Origin of the sequence: Flavobacterium erciyesense, assembly GCF_018069925.1 — a bacterium.
Lineage (GTDB): Bacteria > Bacteroidota > Bacteroidia > Flavobacteriales > Flavobacteriaceae > Flavobacterium > Flavobacterium erciyesense.
In genome coordinates this window covers 1-21,627 of the sequence record NZ_JAGPXB010000020.1, presented here as the reverse complement: position 1 = coordinate 21,627, position 21,627 = coordinate 1, and the positions used below count along the sequence as shown (strand labels likewise).

The following is a 21,627-nucleotide window of genomic DNA, read 5'->3' as shown; positions in this document are numbered from 1 at the left end:
ATATTTAGTATGGAATATTAGTCAAATTGGTTAAATACGAGTATTTTTTATAGTAATAACAGAAAAACGTTGTGAAAAATATAAAAACGTGATTTAAAGGGAGGTGATTTGTTTTTTCGATAAAATTCGAGTCTACAAATAGATGAATCGCAAGCAGAAACATCTAAATAATGCTGATTTTCAACTTGAGATAAAAAAATATAACAAAATTATAACATAAGCTTAAATTTGTTTTGGTTGACACGGTTTAGGTAGCCTTTCATCACTAATAATTCCCCAATTTTTTAGTAAAAAAAAGAGCAGTTACACATAATTTTGCTATTTTTGTGCCACTTTAAAATCTGAAAAAATTTCAGAAGCCAGACAAATTCTATATTATGAACATACACGAATATCAAGGAAAAGAGATTTTAGCTAGCTACGGAGTGCGTATTCAACGCGGAATCGTTGCTAATAGCCCAGTAGAAGCGGTAGCTGCTGCCAAACAATTAACAACTGAAACCGGTACTAGTTGGTATGTGGTAAAAGCACAAATTCACGCAGGTGGACGTGGAAAAGGCGGAGGAGTTAAACTTGCTAAAAATTTACAGCAAGTAGAAGAGATTGCAGAACAAATCATCGGAATGCAATTGATCACGCCTCAAACCTCTGCTGAAGGTAAAAAAGTACACAAAGTATTAATTGCTGAAGATGTATATTATCCTGGTGAAAGTGAAACTTCTGAATTTTATGTTTCTGTTTTATTGAATAGAGCTACAGGTCGTAACATGATTATGTATTCTACTGAAGGTGGAATGGATATTGAAGAAGTTGCTGAGCACACACCACACTTGATTTTTACTGAAGAAATTGATCCTTCTGTAGGATTACAAGGTTTTCAAGCAAGAAGAATTGCTTTTAACTTAGGTCTTTCTGGAAATGCTTTCAAAGAAATGGTGAAATTCATCGATTCTTTATACAATGCATACATCGGATCAGATGCATCTATGTTCGAAATCAACCCGGTTTTGAAAACATCTGATAACAAAATTATGGCTGTTGATGCTAAAGTAAATATCGATGATAATGCTTTATACAGACAACCAAAATATGCTGACATGCGTGACGTTCGTGAGGAAAATCCAATCGAAGTTGAAGCAAAAGAAGTAGGATTGAACTATGTTGACCTTGACGGAACTGTAGGATGTATGGTAAACGGAGCAGGTCTTGCAATGGCAACTATGGATTTAATTAAATATGCTGGTTTTGAACCTGCGAACTTCCTTGACGTAGGAGGAACTGCTGATGCAAAACGTGTTGAGACTGCTTTCCGTATTATCTTAAAAGATCAAAACGTAAAAGCAATTTTGATTAATATTTTTGGTGGAATTGTACGTTGTGACCGTGTGGCACAAGGTGTTGTTGACGCTTACAAAAATATGGGTGATGCAATTAAAGTACCAATAATTGTTCGTTTACAAGGTACAAATGCAGCTATTGCAAAAGAATTAATTGATAATTCAGGAATGCCAATTTTATCTGCTGTTGAATTTCAAGAAGCAGCTGATCAAGTACAAGCGGCACTTTCTTAATTTATTTTTTGTTATATATTACAAACCTGTTTGTCTCTGGCAAACAGGTTTTTTTTTGCTTTGCTTTTACTTTGTCCTAAACTATTGCTAATAAAATTGTAACAGAAAGTGTTTTGTTAGCCCTTTGATTTACCTTTGTTTATTCAAAAAAACAGTTTATGAAACTTCACATACACAATAGCTTTATTACAGAATTACCAGCTGATAAAGATCAAAATAACATTCCGCGTCAAGTAGAAAAAGCTTGTTTTTCATACGTGCAACCAGTGGTGCCAACTAATCCTGCGTTAATTCATGCTGTTGCTGAAGTTGCAGACAATATTGGTTTATCACAAACTGATTTGGCCAGTCTTGAGTTTTTAAATGTCTTTTCAGGATCAACAGTTTATCCGGGAACTAAACCGTATGCCATGTGTTATGCAGGACATCAGTTTGGCAATTGGGCTGGGCAATTGGGAGATGGTCGCGCTATAAATTTGACTGAGGTTTTGCATGAAAATAAGTTGTACACTCTTCAATTGAAGGGAGCCGGACCAACGCCTTACTCTCGCAATGCAGACGGATTTGCGGTTTTGCGCTCGTCTATACGTGAATATTTGTGTGCTGAGGCCATGCATCATTTAGGAGTTCCTACAACGAGATCTTTATCTTTGATGGAGACAGGTGATCCGGTTTTACGTGATATTTTATACAATGGCAATCCTGCTTATGAAAAAGGAGCGGTCGTATGTAGAGTAGCGCCCTCTTTTATTCGTTTTGGAAGCTTCGAGATTTTTGCCGCCCGCAATGATCTTGAAAGTCTAAGATTATTGGCTGATTATACCATCAAACACCATTTTTCGGATATAAAAGAAGAAGGTGTATCAAAATATGTTGCCTTTTTTAGTGCTGTTGCAAAAGCGACTCGTACCATGATTATTCATTGGCAGCGCGTGGGTTTTGTGCATGGTGTAATGAATACCGATAATATGTCTATTCACGGAATTACGATTGATTATGGACCTTACGGTTGGCTTGAGGATTACAACTTAGGTTGGACACCGAATACAACTGATGCCCAATACAAAAGATATCGATTTGGTAATCAAGCCGAAATTGCGTTGTGGAATTTGTATCAATTGGCAAATGCTTTATTTCCTCTTATTGAGGAAGCGGCACCTTTAGAAGCTGTTTTAGAGTCTTTTCGATCCGATTACGAAAAGGATTATTTACAAATGATGCAGGATAAATTGGGATTAACGGGCGATACCGAAAATGATTTGGTTTTAATTGGAACTTTAGTACAATTATTAGAAAAAGCAGAAACGGACATGACACTCTTTTTTAGAATGGTAGGTAAAATAACGAAAGAGAACGCTGTTGAAGCAGCTTTTGATACTATTCGATTAGGATTTTACAATGAATCACAATTGCCTCAAAATGTGCGAGCCGAGTGGGAGAAATGGTTGCAAAACTATTTGAATCGCTTACAAAAGGAAACTATTTCAGATGAAGAGCGAGCAAACAAAATGAATACTTGTAATCCGAAATATGTGTTACGTAATTATATGGCGCAATTAGCTATTGATGCCGCCGAAAAAGGAGACTATTCAATTGTAGTAGAATTATTTAATGTGCTTCAAAAACCATACGAGGAACAACCCGAATTTGAGAAATGGTTTGCCAAAAGACCAGATTGGGCTCGTGAAAAAGTAGGTTGTAGTATGTTGAGTTGTAGTTCGTAAACCGCAAACCAAAAGCTTTTACTTTTAGATTTATTCTTTTTTTGGAGCATCTCTTAAAATTTGCTCCCTTTTATCCTTGATGTTTTTTGCAGTTTTTCCGAGAATGTGTATGATGTCTGATTGAATTTCTCCAGAACCTAAATTGTAAAATTCGGTGGTGTTGGTTGTAATGACTTCTAAGATATAATTGCGATTTAACTGTAGCGTTTCGATTCCGTCTTTAATTATTTCACCGTTGATTGCGTATCCCACACTTTTGGTTTTGACTTTGGTATATTCATTTTTTATTTGTTCCAAAGTCATGAAGTCAAACTGTTTAGGATTTTTGGATTGAATAAAAAGTTGACCTTCAAAGCGTACATTGTTTAATACTGTATCTCTTTTGATAACATTAACGGTTGCAATAAGGTCGGGTTCGATGTAAGCAATGGTTTGTTGCGAAACCAATTTGCCATCAAAAAAGAAAGCGGGATCAGCAACTGTTTTAGTTTGAGCAGAAAGATTTAATGTAAAAAAGATAATTAGCAAACAGAATAGCCGTTTCATAGGATTTGATTTTGGTTAAAAAAAATCCTGATGGATTATCAGGATTTGAAATGAGTTTTATTTGCCGAGTTCTTCGAGTACGTCCGATTCATAAATATGGAAACCTTGAGTATTTTTTTGCGCTAATGTGTACATGGCTTTGGCGACAGTAGCGCCTTGTATGGCTTTATATTTTTTTAAGTTCCCTTGAAATACAAAGGAAAATATTTTCATAAAAAATGCGCCTACTTTTTCGCCAAACCTAAATTCAGTTCTTGGACCAAGCAATAGCGAAGGTTGCAAAATAGCAACGTTCTCAAAGGGTAAGGTTTTTAAAAAATCCTGTATTTCACCTTTGGTTTTTAGGTAAAAATTAGTTGATGTTGCTGATGCGTTCAACGAGGAAATCAATAAAAACTGCTTTACATTTTGTGCTACAGCAATGCTTGCAAACTGTTTAGGATATTCAAAATCTACTTTTCTAAACGCTTCTTGGCTTCCTGCATTTTTGATAGTCGTTCCAATAGTACAAAACAAATCATCACCCACGATGTACTGTTGGAAACTTTCTGTTGCATCAAAATCAATCTGATGTTGCAAGAGTTTGGGATGTTGCAAACCTGTATCTCTTTTTACGAAAGTAATTACTTTGCTGTAATCAGCACTCTCTAATAAAAGTTGTAGTAAGGCAGAGCCAATCAATCCGGTGCTTCCAATAACAATCGCTGTTTTCATTCGGTTTATTTTTTGTTTTTGCCGAAGTTGTATTTTACTTTTTCAACTACTTGCACTTTAGGAGTTCCTTTTGCGAAAGTTTTTTTGAACGTTTTTTTTGCAGCCGGTTTTGCTTTAGCAGGAGCTTCATCTCCGCGTGAACCTTCCGTGTCTCTTGGTTTTGCTTTAAATTCCGGTCTGTTTTCGGCACCGTCTTTCACAGGAATTTGCGCTTTGTGTTTGGCTAAAACGTCTTTTGGATTCTTCGGGTTTTCTTTCGTTCCACGCAAGTGAATTACCAATCCATTCAAGAAATTACGTAACACTTGATCTCCGCATTCCATATAATTTTCGTGCTTTTCATCTCTAAAAAAAGCGCCTAATTCTGATTTTGAAATTCTAAAATCAACTAATTCTAAAATTTCTACTATTTGATCATCACGCAACATCAATGCTACGCGAAGTTTTTTGAAGATATCGTTATTTGTCATGGTATGTATTTTTAGCAAAGGTACGGTTTATAAGTAATTAGCGGTTGTTTTTTTTAATAGTGGCTTGCCATTGCTAGTTTACAAAAGTTGCACACCATTTCCAGCAGTGGCAGCGTAGATAGTTTTGCCGAATTCTAATTTAACTCCGGTAGCGATGTCTTCTTGCAGCAATAATGCGCCATCCATGTCTACAAAATCTAATTCAGGGAGTAAATGCGCGATAGAGGAGATGCCCACGGTTGATTCGGTCATACAACCCACCATGGTTTTCATTCCTAGTTTTTTGGCTTCAGCTAGCATTCGTCGGCCGGGAGTTAAGCCGCCACACTTGGTTAGTTTGATATTTATACCGTGAAAATGTTGGTAACATTTCGCTACATCTGTTTCAACAATGCAACTTTCATCTGCAATAATAGGTAAAACGGAGTGTTCATATACTTTTTTATGACCTTCCCAATCGTTGGCAGGTAAAGGTTGTTCTAAAAATTCTACGCCAAGATGTTGCAATTCCTTTGCATTTTTGAGTGTTTCGTCAACAGTCCATCCACAATTGGCATCAATTCTAAAAATGGCATTGGTATGTTTACGAAGTGCTTTTACGATTGCTAAATCTTCAGCTGTGCCTAATTTAATTTTATAAATCGGCCAAGGCAACTCCTCCATTTTGGCAATCATTTTGTCAATAGAATCAATTCCAATCGTGTAATTGCTCAGCGGATTATTTGCAGTATTGTAGTTCCACAATTCGTATAATTTTAAACCTTTTGATCGTGCATACCAGTCATTGTACGCATTGTCTAAAGCACACAATGCAAATTTATTATGTGTTAGAAAAGGTGCTACTTGCTTCCAAAATTCTTCTGGATTGCAAGGTTTAAGTGTGTCTAAAAAAGACTCTAACTTCTTTAAATCTTCAACCATAATGGGCACCGTAATTTGATAGTACGGATTTGCGGTAGCTTCACCATAACCAGAAAAACCTTCATTTTGTAATTCGACAATTAATGTAGGCTGCGTGTTAATTGATTTTCTCGAAATGGTAAAAGTATGTTTGAGTTTTAAATCGTATTGGTGCAATAAAAGTTTCATGTGTTTCAATCATTATCAAAATTAATAGCCGAGCCATAAAAGCGCTTCTACAAAATTATCTCTCCACAGTTTTTCGTTGTGTTGGCCACCTTTAACTATTTTTTTCTCGTTTCTGTTTAAGCAATAACAGCGGTTAGAGTTTAATAGGTATTGCATTTTGCTAAGGTCAGCAACCATTTCTGGACTTTCATTGTCCCCACAAAGAAAATAGATTTTGGCTTTCGTTTTTTTACTGCTTTCCATTAAGGAATAAATCTCTTTTGAAAACCAAAACGAAGGTGAAAAAACGCCTGCTTTGCCAAATATTTTAGGATATTTTAAAACGGCATAAAAGGAGTTGAGTCCACCCAAAGAACTTCCCATAATCAGCGTATGATTTTTATCGGTTTTAGTTCTAAAGTTTTGATCAACATAAGGTTTTAGTGTTTTTGTGATGAATTCTAGGTATTCGTCTGCTTTGCCGCCACCATATTTTTCGTTTTTAAAAGGCGTAAGTTCGTCTAGTCGTTTTTCATTGCCATGCGCAATTCCGATAACGATAATTTGTGCTTGCAAACTATCGAGTTTTTCATCAATATTCCACTCGCCACTATAGGAAGTTTTAGTATCGAATAAATTTTGACCGTCGTGCATGTACATCACGGGATATTTCTTTTTGGAACTTTTGTAATTTTTAGGCAAGTATACCCAGATTTTTTTGGTGGTTTGTAATTGTGGCGCTTTAATTTCAAAAGTACTCACTTGTTGGGATGCGGTACTTGATTGACCTTGAGCTATTACTGTAGATAATAACAACAAGCAAACGGATAAAAATTTCACTGTCATAAAAGTGATTTTGTGTATGTGATCTAAAAACAATAATTTAGCTAAAAATAGGAATTTGATGGCTACTTTCGAAGAAAAGAGAAGTTTACTTTTAGAATTAATTGCTTTTGCTACCGTTGATGGTAAACTACATCCAAGAGAATACGAGTTCTTGCGAATTGTGGCTGTTGAATTAGGTTTTAATACCGCTGATTTTCAAGCACTATTTCATGAAGAACTGCCGGAGCTTCCTATACGATCGGAGTTCATGCGCATCCAGCAATTTTATCGATTGGCTTTGCTTATGCATTGTGATGGCGTTTTACATGATAAAGAATTAGCCGCCATTCAGCAAATTGCTATTAAAATGGGGTTGAATCCGCACGCGACTAAACGTATTTTAAAATTAATGGAAAAATCACCTTTCTCTATTATTGAGAGCGAAGTTCTGTTGAATATTTTTCAAGAGCAACACAACTAAGTAAGTTGCTCTTGTAATGCTTTGATTTCATCACGGAATTTGGCTGCCTGCATAAAGTCTAATTCTTTGGCTGCCTTTTCCATGTTTTTTCTTTTCTCTCGAATCAATTTTTCAATTTCTGGTTTCGATAAATAGGCATTTACAGGCTCTGCGGCTATTGGTGCGCTGTTGCCCAGTTCGTAATCTACCAAAGTATTTTTGGTAAATGCGCTTTCGATTTTTTTGTTCAGCGCTTGCGGAACTACATTGTTTGCAACGTTGTAATTGATTTGTTTGGTTCTGCGGTATGAGGTTTCATCAATTGTTTTCTGCATACTGTCTGTAATTTTATCAGCATACATGATGGCTTTTCCGTTCAGGTTTCTCGCTGCACGACCAATAGTTTGTGTTAAAGATCGGTGGCTACGTAAAAAACCTTCTTTATCGGCATCTAAAATTGCAACAAGAGAAACTTCAGGTAAATCAAGTCCTTCACGCAGTAAGTTGACACCAATTAGGACATCAAAAATTCCTTTTCGTAAATCTTGCATGATTTCAATTCGTTCCAAAGTATCTACTTCTGAGTGAATATAACGACAACGAATATGAACTTTAGTTAAATATTTAGCCAACTCTTCAGCCATTCTTTTTGTCAAAGTGGTTACCAAAACGCGTTCATCTTGTTCGGCTCGTTGTTGAATTTCTTCAATTAAATCGTCAATTTGATTTAAACTCGGCCTAATTTCAATAATAGGATCTAATAATCCAGTAGGACGAATTACTTGCTCTACGACAACACCTTCCGTTTTTTGTAATTCATAATCAGCTGGAGTAGCAGATACATAAATGACTTGGTTTTGCATGGCTTCAAATTCCTCAAATTTCAATGGGCGATTGTCCATCGCAGCGGGAAGTCGGAAACCATATTCCACTAAGTTTTCTTTACGGCTGCGGTCGCCTCCGTACATAGCACTAACTTGTGATAATGTAACGTGACTTTCATCAACCACCATCAAATAATCTTTCGGAAAATAATCTAATAAGCAAAAAGGTCTTGTGCCTGGCAAACGGCCATCTAAATAACGTGAGTAATTTTCAATTCCGGAGCAATAACCCAATTCTCGAATCATTTCTAAGTCGAAATTAGTACGTTCTTCAAGACGTTTTGCTTCTAGATGTTTGCCTATTTCTTTAAAATAATCTACTTGTTTGACCAAATCTTGCTGAATTTCCCAAATGGCATTTTGCAGCACATCGGGCGAGGTAACAAACATATTGGCAGGATAAATTGTCAATCGTTCGAATTTTTCTAAAACTTGAGATGTTTTGGTATCAAAACTTTCGATTTCTTCAATTTCATCACCAAAAAAATGAACTCGGTAGGCTTCGTCAGCATAACTTGGGTACACATCAACAGTATCACCTTTGATTCTAAAACTGCCCGGATTAAAGTCGGCCTCAGTTCTGGAATACAAACTTTGTACTAATTGATGGAGTAATTTAGTTCGCGAAATCATTTGACCTCGCTCAAGCGGAATTAAATTTTTCTGAAATTCTATTGGGTTTCCGATACCGTACAAGCAAGATACCGATGCTACAACTAAAATATCACGACGACCAGAAAGTAGCGAAGCGGTTGTCGACATACGCATTTTCTCCAATTCCTCGTTGATGGATAAATCTTTTTCGATGAAAACTCCGGTAACCGGCATAAAAGCTTCTGGCTGATAATAATCGTAGTAGGATACAAAATATTCTACTGCATTATTCGGAAAAAACTGTTTGAATTCAGAGTACAACTGTGCCGCTAGGGTTTTGTTGTGTGCCAAAACCAAGGTCGGACGCTGCACTTCTTGAATTACATTGGCCACTGTAAATGTTTTTCCGGATCCTGTAACTCCCAAAAGGGTTTGAAAAGGATCGCCATCAATGATACCTTGTGCTAATTTTTGAATGGCTACAGGTTGGTCGCCTTTGGGCTGGTAATCGGATACTACTTGGAACTTCATGTGGGTACAGTGCTAGTTCACAAAGATACTAAGGAATTTGACAAACGGTTTTTAAAAACTAAAATTTCCACGCTTTTTGTTGGGCTTCGCTGTGAAATGTCCAAGCCAAAATACGACTTGTTTTTTGTCCTTGAGCCATGTCGATGGTACGCACTGTAACAGCACTTACCTTTTGTAAGGTTTTGTTTAAGCTGTAAAGATTTTCTTTTTTAGAGACCAAAGTAGTAAACCATAAGCATTGCATTGGGTACTTGGCACTTTCAAAAATCATTTGGGTCAAAAATCCTAGTTCGCCACCAGCACACCATAATTCGGCATTTTGTCCGCCAAAATTAAGAACGAGTTCTTTTGTTTTTGATTTTTCGAGTGTATTCACTTTTCGAAGACTACTTTTGGTAGCTTCATCTGCCGAGGCATGAAAAGGAGGATTACAAATCGTAAACGTAAAACGATCTTCGGGAGTGATGATGTTTTTAAAAATAAATCGAGACTCCGTTTGCTGTTGCAAACTGATGGCTTCACCAAGTTTTGGGTTGTCACTCAAAATACTACCACAATTTTCAATCGCTTTTAGGTCAATATCGGTACTGACAAAATTCCAACCATAAATTGCGTTTCCTAAAATAGGATAAATGCAATTGGCACCTACACCAATATCAAGGCCAAGTACGGTATCGCCTTCGGGGATCACACCGTTGTTACTTGAAGCCAAAAGATCGGATAGATAATGAATGTAATCTGCGCGACCCGGAATTGGAGGACAAAGGTATTGGGCTGGTATATCCCAATTTTTGATGTTAAAATGAAAAGCAAGCAATGCTTTATTGAGCGCCTTTACGGCTAGAGGATCGCTAAAGTTGATGGTTTGTGTTTGATGTTCATTCACAAATACATGCTGGCTAAGCTCAGGATTTACGGCCGACAATTGTTCAAAATTATACCCTTCACGATCCAGATTTCGAGGATGTAAATTTGTTTTAAGGATGCTTGTTGTTGCTTTCATTTTTTTAATTTCAGTGCAAAGATAGTCAATCCTAATTTGTAAATTGTTAGGCGGTTGTTTAAGAGAAAATAGCATTTTGAGTTGGTGTAAAAATTGTAGCGGCAAGGCTTTTAGTTGCCATAAAAAACGGTTACTTTTATAACAAAAACACTAATGAATTTTACGTTGAACCGATTCCGATTTAAAAAACGCTACGTTGTCTACGTTTTGTTTTTGAGTTACGTGGTAATGAGTCAGTCGTGTATGCGAATGCGCTACAATGCCAAAGAAACAAAGCAGTTTTTTACAGAAAGCGGAACGCAATTTCAAGATAAGTATCTTACTATAGACGGCCACCAAATACATTATATTCAAACTGGTGATGGGGCGAAACCTACGCTTTTTTTTATTCACGGTTCGCCAGGAAGTTGGAACGCTTACAAAGATTATTTAAAAGATACTTTATTGCTGAAAAAATACCGAATGATTGCCATTGACCGTCCGGGTTTTGGTTATAGCGATTTTGGGATGGCTGAAAACTTAGCTGTTCAGTCGAAATACATTGCCCAATTCATTGCGAAAATGAGTAATCAAAAAGAGGTTGTCTTGATTGGTCATTCGATGGGCGGACCCGTTATAGCGCAACTAGCAGCGGATTATCCCAAGCGATACAAACACTTAGTTATTTTAGCAGGCTCGCTTGATCCTGCTGCTGAAAAGCCTGAAAAATGGCGCACTGTTATTCTGTCGCCACCGTTAAGGTATTTGATTCCGGGTGCGTTACGACCATCGAACGATGAATTGTGGTGGTTGAAAAAAGATTTAATCGCTTTGAAACCAAAGTTACCTAAGATCACATCAGGAGTTACAATCATTCACGGGACCAAAGATGATTTGGTACCGTTTAGTAATGTTACTTTTATGAAAGAAAATTTTAGCAATGCAGCAAGTTTAAATGCCATTGTGATTGAAAATGCCAATCATTTTATTCCGTGGAGTCATTATGACATCGTGAGGGATGCTATTTTAAAGTTGTAGTAAAGATTCTGAAAATAAAGATGTTCTGTTCTAAAGTAAAATCAATTTTTCGTTAACTAGTTTGAAGTTAAATACAAAACTAGTTATCCTTAAAGCTAATTGTCCAAATCCGATGTAGTAGCTGTTGTGTGCTTGTTTTTTATTCAACTTTTGTTGTAGAGTTGCAATTACTACACCACCAAAATTCTTCTATTTTATCTTTTAATTTTGTTTCAGTTTTTTGATTGCATCTGAGACATTTTCTTTCATCGGTTTCATTTTCGACTGCAATATATTTGCAATGTAGACAACTCCATTTTGTCAACGTAGTTTCGCTAACATCAATATTCCAAGAAAAATTATCTGTTTTACACTTTGGACAAATTTGCACAGCCATTTTAATCTATTTTTTCAAAATAATATTCTAAATCACTGTCTAAATTAATTCTGGGTTTAGAAAAAAAACTTCTATAAATATTCATTTCATAACTAGCTTCTCCAAATTCAAATCTATAATTTAATTGAATATTAGTTCCTGTCAGTGAATGTTTTAGTTTATATTTTCCATTTCCCCAAGTTTGACTTTCAAATCTATCATTACTGTAAATTTTCAAAGTATCTCCAAAATTTGGTCCGTCAATTAAACTTTGTTTGTTATTACTAACATAAGTTCCCGAAATCATATTTTTGGACAAGAAATTTTTGAATAAATAAAAGCCAAGTAGCAAAACACAAACTATCAAAATTTTATTATTTTTTACCATTTTTGTTTCTGTTTTGGATTTCTTTTTACCGTAGATTTTTTTGTAAACTTCCACACAACTAATCAATACATTCCATTAACAATAAATCGCCTGATTGGTGTGAAATACTTACTAGTCCATCTTTGGCGACGTGATTGCTACTACCGGTGCGGTACCCGATAGTAAGGGTGTCATTTTGTAAAGGATAATACAAATTACTGGAATGAATTCCTGAAACTTCACCAACGGGAATGAGAGAAATAGGAGTGTTGGCCGTGTACCATTTTTCGAATTGTCGTGGTAAAAGGAAAATTTTCGAATGGTCGTCAAGTACTACAATTTTGATAAGGTCTTTGTAACGAACAATGTTTGTAATGTTCGTAATGGTATGATCGGCTCTTCTTCCGGTGGCCCAAACTACATTTACAGCAGGAATTTTGCGTTCAATTAGGTAATCAAAAGCTTTTTCGAGGTCGGTTTTATTTTGGTCTGGCGTATGTATGATATCAATTGGGTATTGCAAGGTTTGGTAGCGCTCTGCGTTGAAATCTCGATCAAAATCGCCCAGCAAAACATCAACTTTTATGTTCAAGTCCATCACGCGCTCCATGGCTGAGTCCAATACAATCACAAGCGGAGACCACTCTAGCAACTGTCCTAAAAGTTCAGGGTTACAAGCGGCACCATTGGCAATTATTAAAGCAGGTTCTTGATCGTCTCGAACGATGTGATGTGAAGACATGTGTTGCGGTTTTGAAATAGGATTGTAAAAGTAAATAAAAGTTCTGTTATTGCCGAGTGCCCTAGCCCAGATGGAAATGAAAACCAAGAACCGCTCTTGAACATTTGTTTTGTGCTGGTAGAAGAGCGACCAAAGGAAGCTCCTTATACAAGCTACAAAACAGTTCAAGAGCGGTTGTGGGTTGTAATGAACAGCTGGATAAGCTACTAATTATTGCACTATGTAATTGGTAACTGCAATCTCGCTTAGACTAAAAAAGCCTAGTGGAAAATTTTCCGGAGCGGTTGTGTTTACAATGTTGCCGCGGACAGTTGCCGGTGGTGACTGAAATGGGCCGCCGCCGCTATTGCCTGCAATGCTCACGAGCACGCTCATGTAGTTGTAATAGGCGCGAGAAATGCCGTAATGAGTTACCTCGATGGTGTCGTCTTTTTTTAGTTCATCGTTTTGCGAAATACTGAAAAATTCGTTGCCATCAAAAAATTCGTCACGGTCTACGTAAAAGTCCGACTTGCGTTGGTTGGAATACGAATATTTATACAGGTAATAATTAGGTTCGCCGGCAGGATCAAGATAGTAGGTTTTAATTTCCTTTTCGTTTCCTGTAAAACCGCCTTGGTCGTTTTGTTCGAGTCGGCTAATTGGTGCGACCGCTTTCAGAGTCTCTGTTGCAGTGTAAGTATTGCCGTTACTGATGATGGTTAAGGTATAAGTTTCGTTAATAACTGGTGCAAAATTGCTACAAACGTACTCGCCTGTTGTTCCTACTTCATTGAAAATAAAAACCGTGTTTTGACTGTTTCGGATAGTCACATTGGCGCCGCTTACTTTGGGTATTTGGGCACTATAAAATCCAGTTGTAGTAATCAATTTTATTTTTTGGGTATTTCCTGAGGTGCCTTTTTGCCAGTTTATTGCTGCTTCGATAACTAATTTTGGAGCGGCTTCATCTAAGTCAACTGCAATTACATCCTCGCAACTACTCACCAAAAAGGAGAGTGCAAGTGCAAGAAAAAGAAGGCTTTGTTTGAGAATATTTTTTGTTGATTTCATGGTATCAAAAAGAATTTAAAACTTAAAATTATAACTCACAGCAGGAACTACTCCAAAAATAGAGGTTCGAACAGCTTCATTGGCGCCTGTATCTGCATTTTGCCTGAAATTAATAGAGGCTGCGTTGCGCCTGTTGTAAAGATTGTAAATACTAAAAACCCATTCGCCTTTCCACTGGCGGTTAGCATTACTTTTTGGTGTTAAAGTCGCGGCAATATCCAAATGGTGGTATGCAGGCAATCTATTTTTATTACGCAAGCCATAGCTAGGAACCACAATGCCCAAGTACTCGTATTGACCAGTTGGAAAGGTTACTGGTTGGCCACTTTGTAGTGCAAAATTAGCTCCAAAAGACCATTTGTCATTTAAGGTATAAGAGGAAGTAACTGCCAGGTTATGCAGTTTGTCATAGACAGAATTGTACCACTGACCGTTGTTGATACCGGTTTCAAGCGGAGTTCGTCCGGGAGTTTGTTGCTCTGAACGCGAAAGGGTATAAGAGATCCAACCATTCAGTTTCCCTTCATTTTTACGAAGCAAAAGTTCGAGCCCGTACGAACGTAATTGCCCGTTAAGAATAATTTGTTCGATGGCATTGTTCGCTATCAAATCGGCTCCGTCAATGTAGTCCAATCTGTTTTGTACTTTTTTATAATAGGTTTCTACTTCAAAAGAATACTGGTCGTTGCTGAAATTTTTGAAAAATCCTAAGGCAACTTGATCGGCAATTTGAGGCTTGATGAAATTATCGCTTGGTGTCCAAATATCAAGCGGAGTAGGAGATGAGGTATTCGAGATGAGTTGCAAATACTGCACCATGCGGTTGTAACTCGCTTTTATGGATTGCTCATCATTTATTTGATAGGCTGCAGAAAATCGCGGTTCAAGGTAGTTGAAGCTTTCAATTACTTGGTTACGGGAAAATGATTTTTGACCGATAGGAGTTGCTTTTTCATAAATTTTCAACTCAGGATTAAACAATACCGGATTGTTATCTTGGTAAAGATTAACATCCGATGCACCCAAACGGTAAAACATGCTGTAGCGCAATCCGTAAGAAAGTGAAATTTTGTTGCTAATATCGTGGTCGGCATTGAGGTATAACGCAGGTTCGAAAGCGTATTTTTTATCCAATTGTGCAAAGTTAATTCCACTATCGGGTTTGGATGGTCTGATAGTTCCCGGATTGAACTCGTAATAAATACTGTTCATTCCATAATTCAATTTGAATTTATCCGAAATGTAGTTTTTGAAATCGTATTTGATGTTGTAATTTTTAATGCCAGAATCCCATTTGAAACCTACAAAATCAAGATCTAAACCGTAATAGTAATCACTGTATATTAAGGAAAGGTTCGAGAATAATTTTTCAGAAAATAAATGGTTCCAACGCAAGTTGACTGTGGTGTTTCCGTAAATGTTAGAAAAGCTATCTCTTAAACTGAAAACATCGCGACCAAAATAGCCAGACAAATACAAACTGTTGTTGGGATTTAGTTTGTAACTTAATTTGGTGTTGAGGTCATAAAAATAAGCGGCATTGTCCTTTTGTTCTTCGGAAAGTTTTAAAAATAAATGGGCGTAAGAGCTGCGACCGCCAATTAAAAATGAACCTTTATCTTTTACCAAAGGTCCTTCGGCAAGAATGCGGCTACTGATTAAACCGATTCCTCCATTTACATGAAATTCTTTACTATTACCATCTTTTTGATAAATATCTAAAACAGAGGAAGCTCTTCCTCCGAAACGTGCTGGAATTCCGCCTTTATAAAGTTTTAAGTCTTTTATAGCATCTGGATTGAAAACGGAGAAAAAACCAAAAACATGCGAGGAGTTAAAGATGGTTGCCTCGTCTAGTAAAATTAAATTTTGATCGGCACCACCACCACGAACGTTAAAACCCGAAGCGCCTTCTCCGGCATTGGTAACTCCTGGCAATAACAAAATAGATTTTAAAACATCTACTTCACCAAGAACAACAGGCATTTTTTTAATGGCTGAAATCGAGAGTTTGTTGACACTCATTTCGGGTTTTTTGATATCGATCTTGGTTTTGTTATCGCTAATAATAACTTCTTTCAAAGTGGTTTCGTTACCAAATAAATTGAAATTATTTTTAATGTTTTGATTCAGATTTAAAGTTTGTTCAATGGTTTTGTATCCCAAATAACTCACTTGTACAGTATAAGTGCCTTTAGGTAATGTAATCGAGTAAAAACCATATTCATTGGTAGTAACTCCCGTTTTTAACTCGGTAACCACGACATTAACTCCAATCAGCGTTTCATTGCTATTGCCATCAATCACAGTGCCGCTAAGTGTATATTTTTCTTGGGCCAAAGCTGGCAAAGCACCACATAAAAGGAAGAGCAATAGGTATTTTTTCATAAAATCCATAAAAAGTTGTTTAACGAATTATAAGCTACAAAGAACAAACTTTGTATTCTTAATTTTATTATAACGGATGTTAAGGTATTACTAATAAAAAAAAGACAACTCGGTGAGTTGTCTTTTTTTAGGTATTTTTATTTTAGCATGTAATTATGCGATTTTTGCGATAATAGTATTGAATGTTGCACTCGGACGCATCGCTTTACTAGTCAATTCCGGAATTGGGTGGTAATGACCTTTAATTTCTTGCGCTTTTCCTTGTGCTGCAATTAATTCAGCGTTAATTGTAGCTTCGTTACTCAAAAGTTCTGCTGCAATTGGAGCAAAAGTAGCTTGCAATTCGGCATCTTTTGATTGTGCTGCCAAAGCTTCAGCCCAGTACATAGCTAAGTAAAATTGTGATCCTCTGTTGTCAATTCCGCCTACTTTACGTGCAGGAGATTTGTCATTTGCTAAAAATTTCTCAGTAGCTACATCTAAAGTTTCAGCTAAGACAATAGCTTTGGTATTGTTTAAAGTTTGACCTAAGTGCTCTAATGAAGCTCCTAGTGCTAAAAACTCACCCAATGAATCCCAACGCAAATAGCCTTCTTCTGTAAATTGCTCAACGTGTTTTGGAGCTGATCCGCCTGCACCCGTTTCAAACAATCCACCACCATTCATAAGCGGAACAATAGAAAGCATTTTGGCAGAAGTTCCAACTTCTAAAATTGGAAATAAATCAGTTAGGTAATCACGCAATACGTTTCCAGTAACTGAGATAGTATCTAAACCTTGTACAATTCTTTCTAAAGTAAATTGAGTAGCATCAACTGGATTCAAGATGCGGATATCTAGGCCAGTTGTATCAAAATCTTTCAAGTAATGATTTACTTTTACGATCAATTCTCTGTCGTGTGCTCTTTTGTCATCCAACCAGAAAACGGCTGGAGTACTTGACAAACGCGCTCTGTTTACAGCTAGTTTTACCCAGTCTTGAATAGGAGCATCTTTTGCTTGACACATTCTAAAAATATCATTAGTTTGAACGGCTTGCTCCATTAAAACAACGCCATTTGTATCTACAACACGAACGGTTCCGTTAGTTGTAATTTGGAAAGTTTTATCGTGTGATCCGTATTCTTCTGCCTTTTGAGCCATCAAACCTACGTTAGGAACACTTCCCATGGTAGTTGGGTCAAAAGCACCGTGTTTTTTACAAAAATCAATAGTGGCAGTATACACACCAGCGTAAGAGCGGTCTGGAATAAGTGCAACAGTATCTTGTTGTTTTCCTTCTTTATTGTACATCTGTCCTGAAGTACGAATCATAGCAGGCATCGAAGCATCTACAATTACGTCAGATGGAACGTGTAAGTTGGTAATTCCTTTATCAGAGTTTACCATTGCCAATGCAGGACCATTTTCGATAGCTGCGTTTAATGCGGCTTCTACTTCAGCTTGCAATGGATTTCCAGCGATTTTAGCATAAACATCACCAAGACCGTTGCGAGTATCAATGTTTAATTCTTGGAATAAAGTTGCGTATTTTTCGAACACATCTGCAAAGTAAACTTCTACGATAGCGCCAAAAATGATTGGGTCAGATACTTTCATCATCGTTGCTTTTAAATGCACCGATAATAGGATGTTTTGTTTTTTAGCATCAGCAATCGTTTGCGCTACAAATGATTTTAATGCATTTACATTCAGTACAGCAGTATCAATGATTTCACCTGCTTTTAATGGTGTACTCGCTTTTAATGTTGTAGTGGTACCATCTTCAGCAACCAATTCGATTTTTACGTCAGTTGGAGTTGCAATGGTTACTGATTTTTCACTTCCGTAAAAATCACCACTTTCCATTGATGCTACGTATGTTTTTGAATCTGCACTCCAAGCACCCATACTGTGTGGGTTTGCTTTTGCATAATTTTTAACTGCTTTTGGTGCTCTACGGTCAGAGTTTCCTTCACGTAAAACAGGGTTTACCGCAGATCCTAAAATTTTAGCAAATTTAGCTTTGATAGCCGCTTCTGCATCGTTTTGTGGTTCTTCTGGATAACTAGGTACAGCGTATCCGTGTGCTTGAAGCTCAGCAATAGCCGCTTTCAATTGTGGCACAGAGGCTGATACATTTGGTAATTTTATGATGTTTGCTTCTGGCGTAGTAGCTAATTGACCTAGTTCAGCCAAAGCATCGTTGGTTTTTTGAGCATCTGTCAAAAACTCAGGGAAGTTGGCAATAATTCTACCGGCTAATGAAATGTCTCTAGTTTCAATTTCGATAGCAGCAGTACCTGTAAAGGCTTGAACGATAGGTAAAAATGAATAAGTGGCCAATAATGGCGCTTCGTCAGTAAGCGTGTAAAAAATCTTTGATTTCTGTGTCATTTTTTTATTTTTATAATCCAATAGCGTTAAAAGTAGCTTATTTAAAGGTTTATTCTTGAAATAAGGCGCACAAAGATATGAAAATCAGATGTAATTGAGGCCCGAATTACTCGAGAAAAACATGAATTTTCAGATTATAACTTGTTCGTTTTGGATTGTGATATTTAAACCTTTCTTTACTTTTTGTTTGCTGGTGAATTTGGTAAAATTAGAGCAAAAAAAAGTCCCAAAACGAGTTGGGACTTTTATGATTCAAAGAGATAAAACTATCTTCTTTTATCTTTAATTTTTGCTTTTTTACCAGTAAGTTCTCTGAAGTAGAAAATTCTAGCTCTACGAACTGCACCTTTTTTGTTGATTTCAATTTTTTGTAATGCAGGTAAGTTCACAGGGAAAATACGCTCTACTCCAATTGCACCAGACATTTTACGGATGGTGAAAGTTTCAGTGTTAGCTGAACCTCTTCTTTGAATAACCACACCTTTAAAGAACTGAGTTCTTGTTTTTTCACCCTCTCTAATTTCGTAGTAAACAGTGATTGTGTCTCCAGCTGCAAAAACTGGGAAATCTTTTCTTGTTACAAACTCGTCTTGAACGAATTTCAATAAATCTGCCATGATTTTATTTTATTATGGTTTAATTTAGGTCAACATTCACGGATCTCGCCAGAGGTTAACTTAATGTGGGCGCAAAAGTAAATAAAAATGTTTAAAGTTTAAAGTTTTTCTTGTTTAAAGTTTCTAAGTTTTTGAATCACAACTTTAAACCTGAAACTTGAAACCAATTTTTACTCGTTCAGTAAATCCGGTCTTCTATTTTTAGTATGTTCATAAGCCATATCTTCGCGCCATTGATCAATTTTTGCAAAGTTACCACTCGTTAAAACTTCCGGCACTTTCCATCCTTTGTAGTCTGCAGGTCGTGTGTAGATAGGTCCCGAAAGTAATCCATCTTGAAAACTATCAGTCAAAGCCGAAGTTTCATCACTCAAAACACCAGGAATCAACCTAATTAATGCGTCCGATAAAACCAAAGCTCCCAATTCACCACCAGATAATACATAATCGCCAATAGAAATTTCTTTGGTAATAAAATGATCGCGCACGCGTTGGTCTACGCCTTTGTAGTGCCCACACAAAATAATAATGTTTTCGTATAATGACATCGTATTTGCCATTTTCTGGTTGAGCGTTTCACCGTCGGGCGACATGTAAATCACTTCGTCGTAGGTACGTTCGCTTTTTAAATGCGTAATGCAAGCGTCAATAGGTTGCACCGTCATCACCATTCCAGCGCCGCCACCGTACGGATAATCGTCAACGCTTTTTTGTTTGTTAGTCGTATAGTCACGTAGGTTATGAAAATGAACTTCCACCAAACCTTTTTCAATAGCACGTTTCATAATCGAAGCTTCAAACGGGCTTCGTAACAACTCAGGCAAAACGGTAACAATATCAATGCGCATAATTTTTCTTAAAAAGGTTCTAAGCGGCAAAGATACAAAGTTGTTAAGGTTTTTAAGAGTTAGATTTTTATTTTAAGTGCAGCTACTTTTTTAGCTGTTTTTTGGACTAAAAAAAATGAAACATAACTGCAAAGCAGAAATGGATAAAATGATAAAATCCTTTTTTAAATGATTTTAATTTCCTTAGAGCTACCCTTTTTGCAGGGATTACTCGAGCAAATCTGCTATTTTGATGCTCCAAGGTTGCTTAAAGTTAGGGATGCTAGATAAATTCAAAGAATTTATATCTTTGCCGCAAAACCAGTTAATTATTCTCACACAACTAAACCCATCAGATAAAGTCTGAAGATTATGAATAAAATAAACCGCACTGACCAGAACTACAAATTTGTGATTTTATTTTTTTTACTTTTTTCAATCAGCTGTTTTTCACAAGTTGATAGTTTAAAAATTAAGGTTCCTACTCCCGCGCCTCCTGTTAACAAGTGGTATCAAAATTTTTCTATTAGAGGGTATGCTCAATTTAGATACAACAGATTGTTAGAAACTAATGAAAATCTCGGGTGTGAGCAATGCGACAGGTCTTGGGGTAAAGAAGGCGGTTTTTTTATGAGGCGAATGCGAATTATCTTCTCCGGACAATTGAGCAAGAAAGTGTATTTCTACATTCAGCCTGACTTTGCAAGCAGTCCAACCGCTGATCGCTTGCATTTTGGACAAATAAGAGATGCTTATTTTGATGTTGGTTTGGATGATGACAACGAGTTCAGATTTCGAATCGGACAAAGTAAAATTCCATATGGTTTTGAGAACATGCAGTCAAGCCAAAATAGAATACCACTTGATAGAAATGATGCTTTAAATAGTGCTATCTCTAATGAACGTGATTTAGGAGTATTTTTTTATTGGGCGCCAAAACAAAAAAGACAGCTCTTTTCAAGATTAGTGAGCGAAGGATTAAAAGGTAGTGGCGATTACGGTGTTTTTGCATTTGGAGTCTTCAACGGACAAACAGCAAATAACCCAGAATTGAATAATGAGCCTCACGTAGTAAGTCGTTTTACGTATCCCTTTGAATATAAAAAGCAAATTCTTGAGCTGGGCTTACAAGCTTATACAGGACAATGGGTAATGCCAAGGTCAATTGTAAGCGCAGGAGTCAAAACAAGTTCCGATCTAAATTATATCGATCAAAGACTTGCAGGTACCTTCGTATTATACCCAAAACCTTTTGGGATTCAGGCAGAATATACAGTCGGAAAGGGGCCAGAATTTAATGTAGCAACAGATTCTATAGAGGTTATGCCGCTACAAGGCGGATATGTTACCTTGTCGTATCTCACTCATATTAAGAAGCAAACCGTTATTCCTTTTGTGAGGTATCAATATTATGATGGTGGTAAAAAACACGAAAGAGATGCCAGAAGTTACAATGTAAGGGATTTAGAAATAGGCGGCGAATGGCAAGTAAATA

Annotated in this window: 20 protein-coding genes; 5 read left to right on the top strand and 15 right to left on the bottom strand. The window is 36.7% G+C overall.

Going from position 1 to position 21,627, the window contains the following annotated elements; all coding sequences use genetic code 11:
- Positions 1–377: 377 nt before the first annotated feature.
- Both sucC and KBJ98_RS14695 read left to right on the top strand, forming a co-directional pair.
- Positions 378–1,571 (top strand): ADP-forming succinate--CoA ligase subunit beta, encoded by a 1,194-nt coding sequence (sucC, locus tag KBJ98_RS14700; protein WP_166134700.1) that lies wholly within the window; start codon positions 378–380, stop codon positions 1,569–1,571.
- Between the two features lie 158 nt (positions 1,572–1,729).
- Positions 1,730–3,295, top strand: coding sequence for a protein adenylyltransferase SelO (locus KBJ98_RS14695; RefSeq protein ID WP_210791779.1), 1,566 nt, complete (start codon positions 1,730–1,732; stop codon positions 3,293–3,295).
- 30 nt (positions 3,296–3,325) lie between these two features.
- Here the strand turns inward: KBJ98_RS14695 and KBJ98_RS14690 are convergent, their stop codons facing one another.
- The 5 genes from KBJ98_RS14690 to KBJ98_RS14670 form a co-directional block, all read right to left on the bottom strand.
- Positions 3,326–3,841, bottom strand: a complete 516-nt coding sequence (locus tag KBJ98_RS14690; protein ID WP_210791777.1) for a hypothetical protein — start codon at positions 3,839–3,841, stop codon at positions 3,326–3,328.
- A 57-nt stretch (positions 3,842–3,898) separates the two neighbouring features.
- Entirely contained in the window at positions 3,899–4,555 is a 657-nt protein-coding gene (locus KBJ98_RS14685; RefSeq protein ID WP_210791775.1) for an NAD-dependent epimerase/dehydratase family protein, read from the bottom strand.
- 5 nt (positions 4,556–4,560) lie between these two features.
- Positions 4,561–5,025 (bottom strand): DUF1456 family protein, encoded by a 465-nt coding sequence (locus KBJ98_RS14680; protein WP_210791774.1) that lies wholly within the window; start codon positions 5,023–5,025, stop codon positions 4,561–4,563.
- A gap of 78 nt (positions 5,026–5,103) precedes the next feature.
- The gene (locus KBJ98_RS14675; RefSeq protein WP_210791773.1) at positions 5,104–6,114 is read right to left on the bottom strand and encodes a dipeptide epimerase; all 1,011 of its coding nucleotides are present in this window, start codon (positions 6,112–6,114) and stop codon (positions 5,104–5,106) included.
- A gap of 21 nt (positions 6,115–6,135) precedes the next feature.
- Complete coding sequence (locus KBJ98_RS14670; protein WP_210791772.1) at positions 6,136–6,939, bottom strand: alpha/beta hydrolase; 804 nt, start codon at positions 6,937–6,939, stop codon at positions 6,136–6,138.
- A gap of 58 nt (positions 6,940–6,997) precedes the next feature.
- Here KBJ98_RS14670 and KBJ98_RS14665 point away from each other — a divergent pair, with 58 nt between their 5' ends.
- On the top strand, positions 6,998–7,399 hold the full coding sequence (locus KBJ98_RS14665; protein ID WP_210791771.1) for a TerB family tellurite resistance protein: 402 nt from the start codon (positions 6,998–7,000) through the stop codon (positions 7,397–7,399).
- Here KBJ98_RS14665 and uvrB read toward each other — a convergent pair.
- Complete coding sequence (gene uvrB, locus KBJ98_RS14660; protein WP_210791770.1) at positions 7,396–9,387, bottom strand: excinuclease ABC subunit UvrB; 1,992 nt, start codon at positions 9,385–9,387, stop codon at positions 7,396–7,398. The genes KBJ98_RS14665 and uvrB overlap by 4 nt on opposite strands.
- A 58-nt stretch (positions 9,388–9,445) precedes the next feature.
- On the bottom strand, positions 9,446–10,390 hold the full coding sequence (gene rlmF / locus KBJ98_RS14655) for a 23S rRNA (adenine(1618)-N(6))-methyltransferase RlmF (RefSeq protein WP_210791769.1): 945 nt from the start codon (positions 10,388–10,390) through the stop codon (positions 9,446–9,448).
- Positions 10,391–10,543: 153 nt separating this feature from the next.
- Between rlmF and KBJ98_RS14650 the strand changes: the two genes are divergently transcribed.
- A complete protein-coding gene (locus KBJ98_RS14650) occupies positions 10,544–11,407 on the top strand; it encodes an alpha/beta fold hydrolase (protein WP_210791767.1) in 864 nt (287 codons plus the stop codon).
- 139 nt (positions 11,408–11,546) lie between these two features.
- On the opposite strand, the gene KBJ98_RS14645 is transcribed toward KBJ98_RS14650, so the two are convergent.
- The 8 genes from KBJ98_RS14645 to trmD form a co-directional block, all read right to left on the bottom strand.
- Positions 11,547–11,783, bottom strand: coding sequence for a hypothetical protein (locus KBJ98_RS14645; protein ID WP_210791765.1), 237 nt, complete (start codon positions 11,781–11,783; stop codon positions 11,547–11,549).
- 1 nt (position 11,784) lies between these two features.
- Positions 11,785–12,150 (bottom strand): hypothetical protein, encoded by a 366-nt coding sequence (locus tag KBJ98_RS14640; RefSeq protein ID WP_210791762.1) that lies wholly within the window; start codon positions 12,148–12,150, stop codon positions 11,785–11,787.
- A 58-nt stretch (positions 12,151–12,208) separates the two neighbouring features.
- On the bottom strand, positions 12,209–12,871 hold the full coding sequence (locus KBJ98_RS14635) for a thiamine diphosphokinase (RefSeq protein WP_210791760.1): 663 nt from the start codon (positions 12,869–12,871) through the stop codon (positions 12,209–12,211).
- A 210-nt stretch (positions 12,872–13,081) separates the two neighbouring features.
- The gene (locus KBJ98_RS14630; RefSeq protein WP_210791758.1) at positions 13,082–13,924 is read right to left on the bottom strand and encodes a DUF4249 domain-containing protein; all 843 of its coding nucleotides are present in this window, start codon (positions 13,922–13,924) and stop codon (positions 13,082–13,084) included.
- A gap of 15 nt (positions 13,925–13,939) precedes the next feature.
- Positions 13,940–16,312 carry a TonB-dependent receptor gene (locus KBJ98_RS14625; protein WP_394369385.1) on the bottom strand — a complete coding sequence of 791 codons (2,373 nt, stop codon included), beginning with the start codon at positions 16,310–16,312 and terminating at the stop codon, positions 13,940–13,942.
- A 153-nt stretch (positions 16,313–16,465) separates the two neighbouring features.
- Positions 16,466–18,688 (bottom strand): NADP-dependent isocitrate dehydrogenase, encoded by a 2,223-nt coding sequence (locus KBJ98_RS14620; RefSeq protein ID WP_210791754.1) that lies wholly within the window; start codon positions 18,686–18,688, stop codon positions 16,466–16,468.
- Positions 18,689–18,954: 266 nt separating this feature from the next.
- A complete protein-coding gene (gene rplS, locus KBJ98_RS14615) occupies positions 18,955–19,305 on the bottom strand; it encodes a 50S ribosomal protein L19 (RefSeq protein WP_210791752.1) in 351 nt (116 codons plus the stop codon).
- Between the two features lie 170 nt (positions 19,306–19,475).
- Positions 19,476–20,153: a tRNA (guanosine(37)-N1)-methyltransferase TrmD gene (gene trmD, locus KBJ98_RS14610; protein ID WP_210791750.1), complete on the bottom strand. Its 678-nt coding sequence runs from the start codon at positions 20,151–20,153 to the stop codon at positions 19,476–19,478.
- Between the two features lie 351 nt (positions 20,154–20,504).
- On the opposite strand from trmD, the gene KBJ98_RS14605 reads away from it, so the two are divergent.
- The coding region (locus tag KBJ98_RS14605) for a porin (protein ID WP_210791749.1) at positions 20,505–21,627 on the top strand (1,123 nt) is incomplete at its 3' end.

Coding starts and splice junctions, on each gene's coding strand:
- sucC (WP_166134700.1), top strand. CDS start 378: ATGAACATACACGAATATCAAGGAAAAGAGATTTTAGCTAGCTACGGA.
- KBJ98_RS14620 (WP_210791754.1), bottom strand. CDS start 18,688: ATGACACAGAAATCAAAGATTTTTTACACGCTTACTGACGAAGCGCCA.
- KBJ98_RS14665 (WP_210791771.1), top strand. CDS start 6,998: ATGGCTACTTTCGAAGAAAAGAGAAGTTTACTTTTAGAATTAATTGCT.
- KBJ98_RS14640 (WP_210791762.1), bottom strand. CDS start 12,150: ATGGTAAAAAATAATAAAATTTTGATAGTTTGTGTTTTGCTACTTGGC.
- KBJ98_RS14675 (WP_210791773.1), bottom strand. CDS start 6,114: ATGAAACTTTTATTGCACCAATACGATTTAAAACTCAAACATACTTTT.
- KBJ98_RS14625 (WP_394369385.1), bottom strand. CDS start 16,312: ATGAAAAAATACCTATTGCTCTTCCTTTTATGTGGTGCTTTGCCAGCT.
- KBJ98_RS14670 (WP_210791772.1), bottom strand. CDS start 6,939: ATGACAGTGAAATTTTTATCCGTTTGCTTGTTGTTATTATCTACAGTA.
- KBJ98_RS14635 (WP_210791760.1), bottom strand. CDS start 12,871: ATGTCTTCACATCACATCGTTCGAGACGATCAAGAACCTGCTTTAATA.
- KBJ98_RS14630 (WP_210791758.1), bottom strand. CDS start 13,924: ATGAAATCAACAAAAAATATTCTCAAACAAAGCCTTCTTTTTCTTGCA.
- rplS (WP_210791752.1), bottom strand. CDS start 19,305: ATGGCAGATTTATTGAAATTCGTTCAAGACGAGTTTGTAACAAGAAAA.
- trmD (WP_210791750.1), bottom strand. CDS start 20,153: ATGCGCATTGATATTGTTACCGTTTTGCCTGAGTTGTTACGAAGCCCG.
- rlmF (WP_210791769.1), bottom strand. CDS start 10,390: ATGAAAGCAACAACAAGCATCCTTAAAACAAATTTACATCCTCGAAAT.
- KBJ98_RS14650 (WP_210791767.1), top strand. CDS start 10,544: ATGAATTTTACGTTGAACCGATTCCGATTTAAAAAACGCTACGTTGTC.
- uvrB (WP_210791770.1), bottom strand. CDS start 9,387: ATGAAGTTCCAAGTAGTATCCGATTACCAGCCCAAAGGCGACCAACCT.
- KBJ98_RS14695 (WP_210791779.1), top strand. CDS start 1,730: ATGAAACTTCACATACACAATAGCTTTATTACAGAATTACCAGCTGAT.
- KBJ98_RS14685 (WP_210791775.1), bottom strand. CDS start 4,555: ATGAAAACAGCGATTGTTATTGGAAGCACCGGATTGATTGGCTCTGCC.
- KBJ98_RS14645 (WP_210791765.1), bottom strand. CDS start 11,783: ATGGCTGTGCAAATTTGTCCAAAGTGTAAAACAGATAATTTTTCTTGG.
- KBJ98_RS14690 (WP_210791777.1), bottom strand. CDS start 3,841: ATGAAACGGCTATTCTGTTTGCTAATTATCTTTTTTACATTAAATCTT.
- KBJ98_RS14680 (WP_210791774.1), bottom strand. CDS start 5,025: ATGACAAATAACGATATCTTCAAAAAACTTCGCGTAGCATTGATGTTG.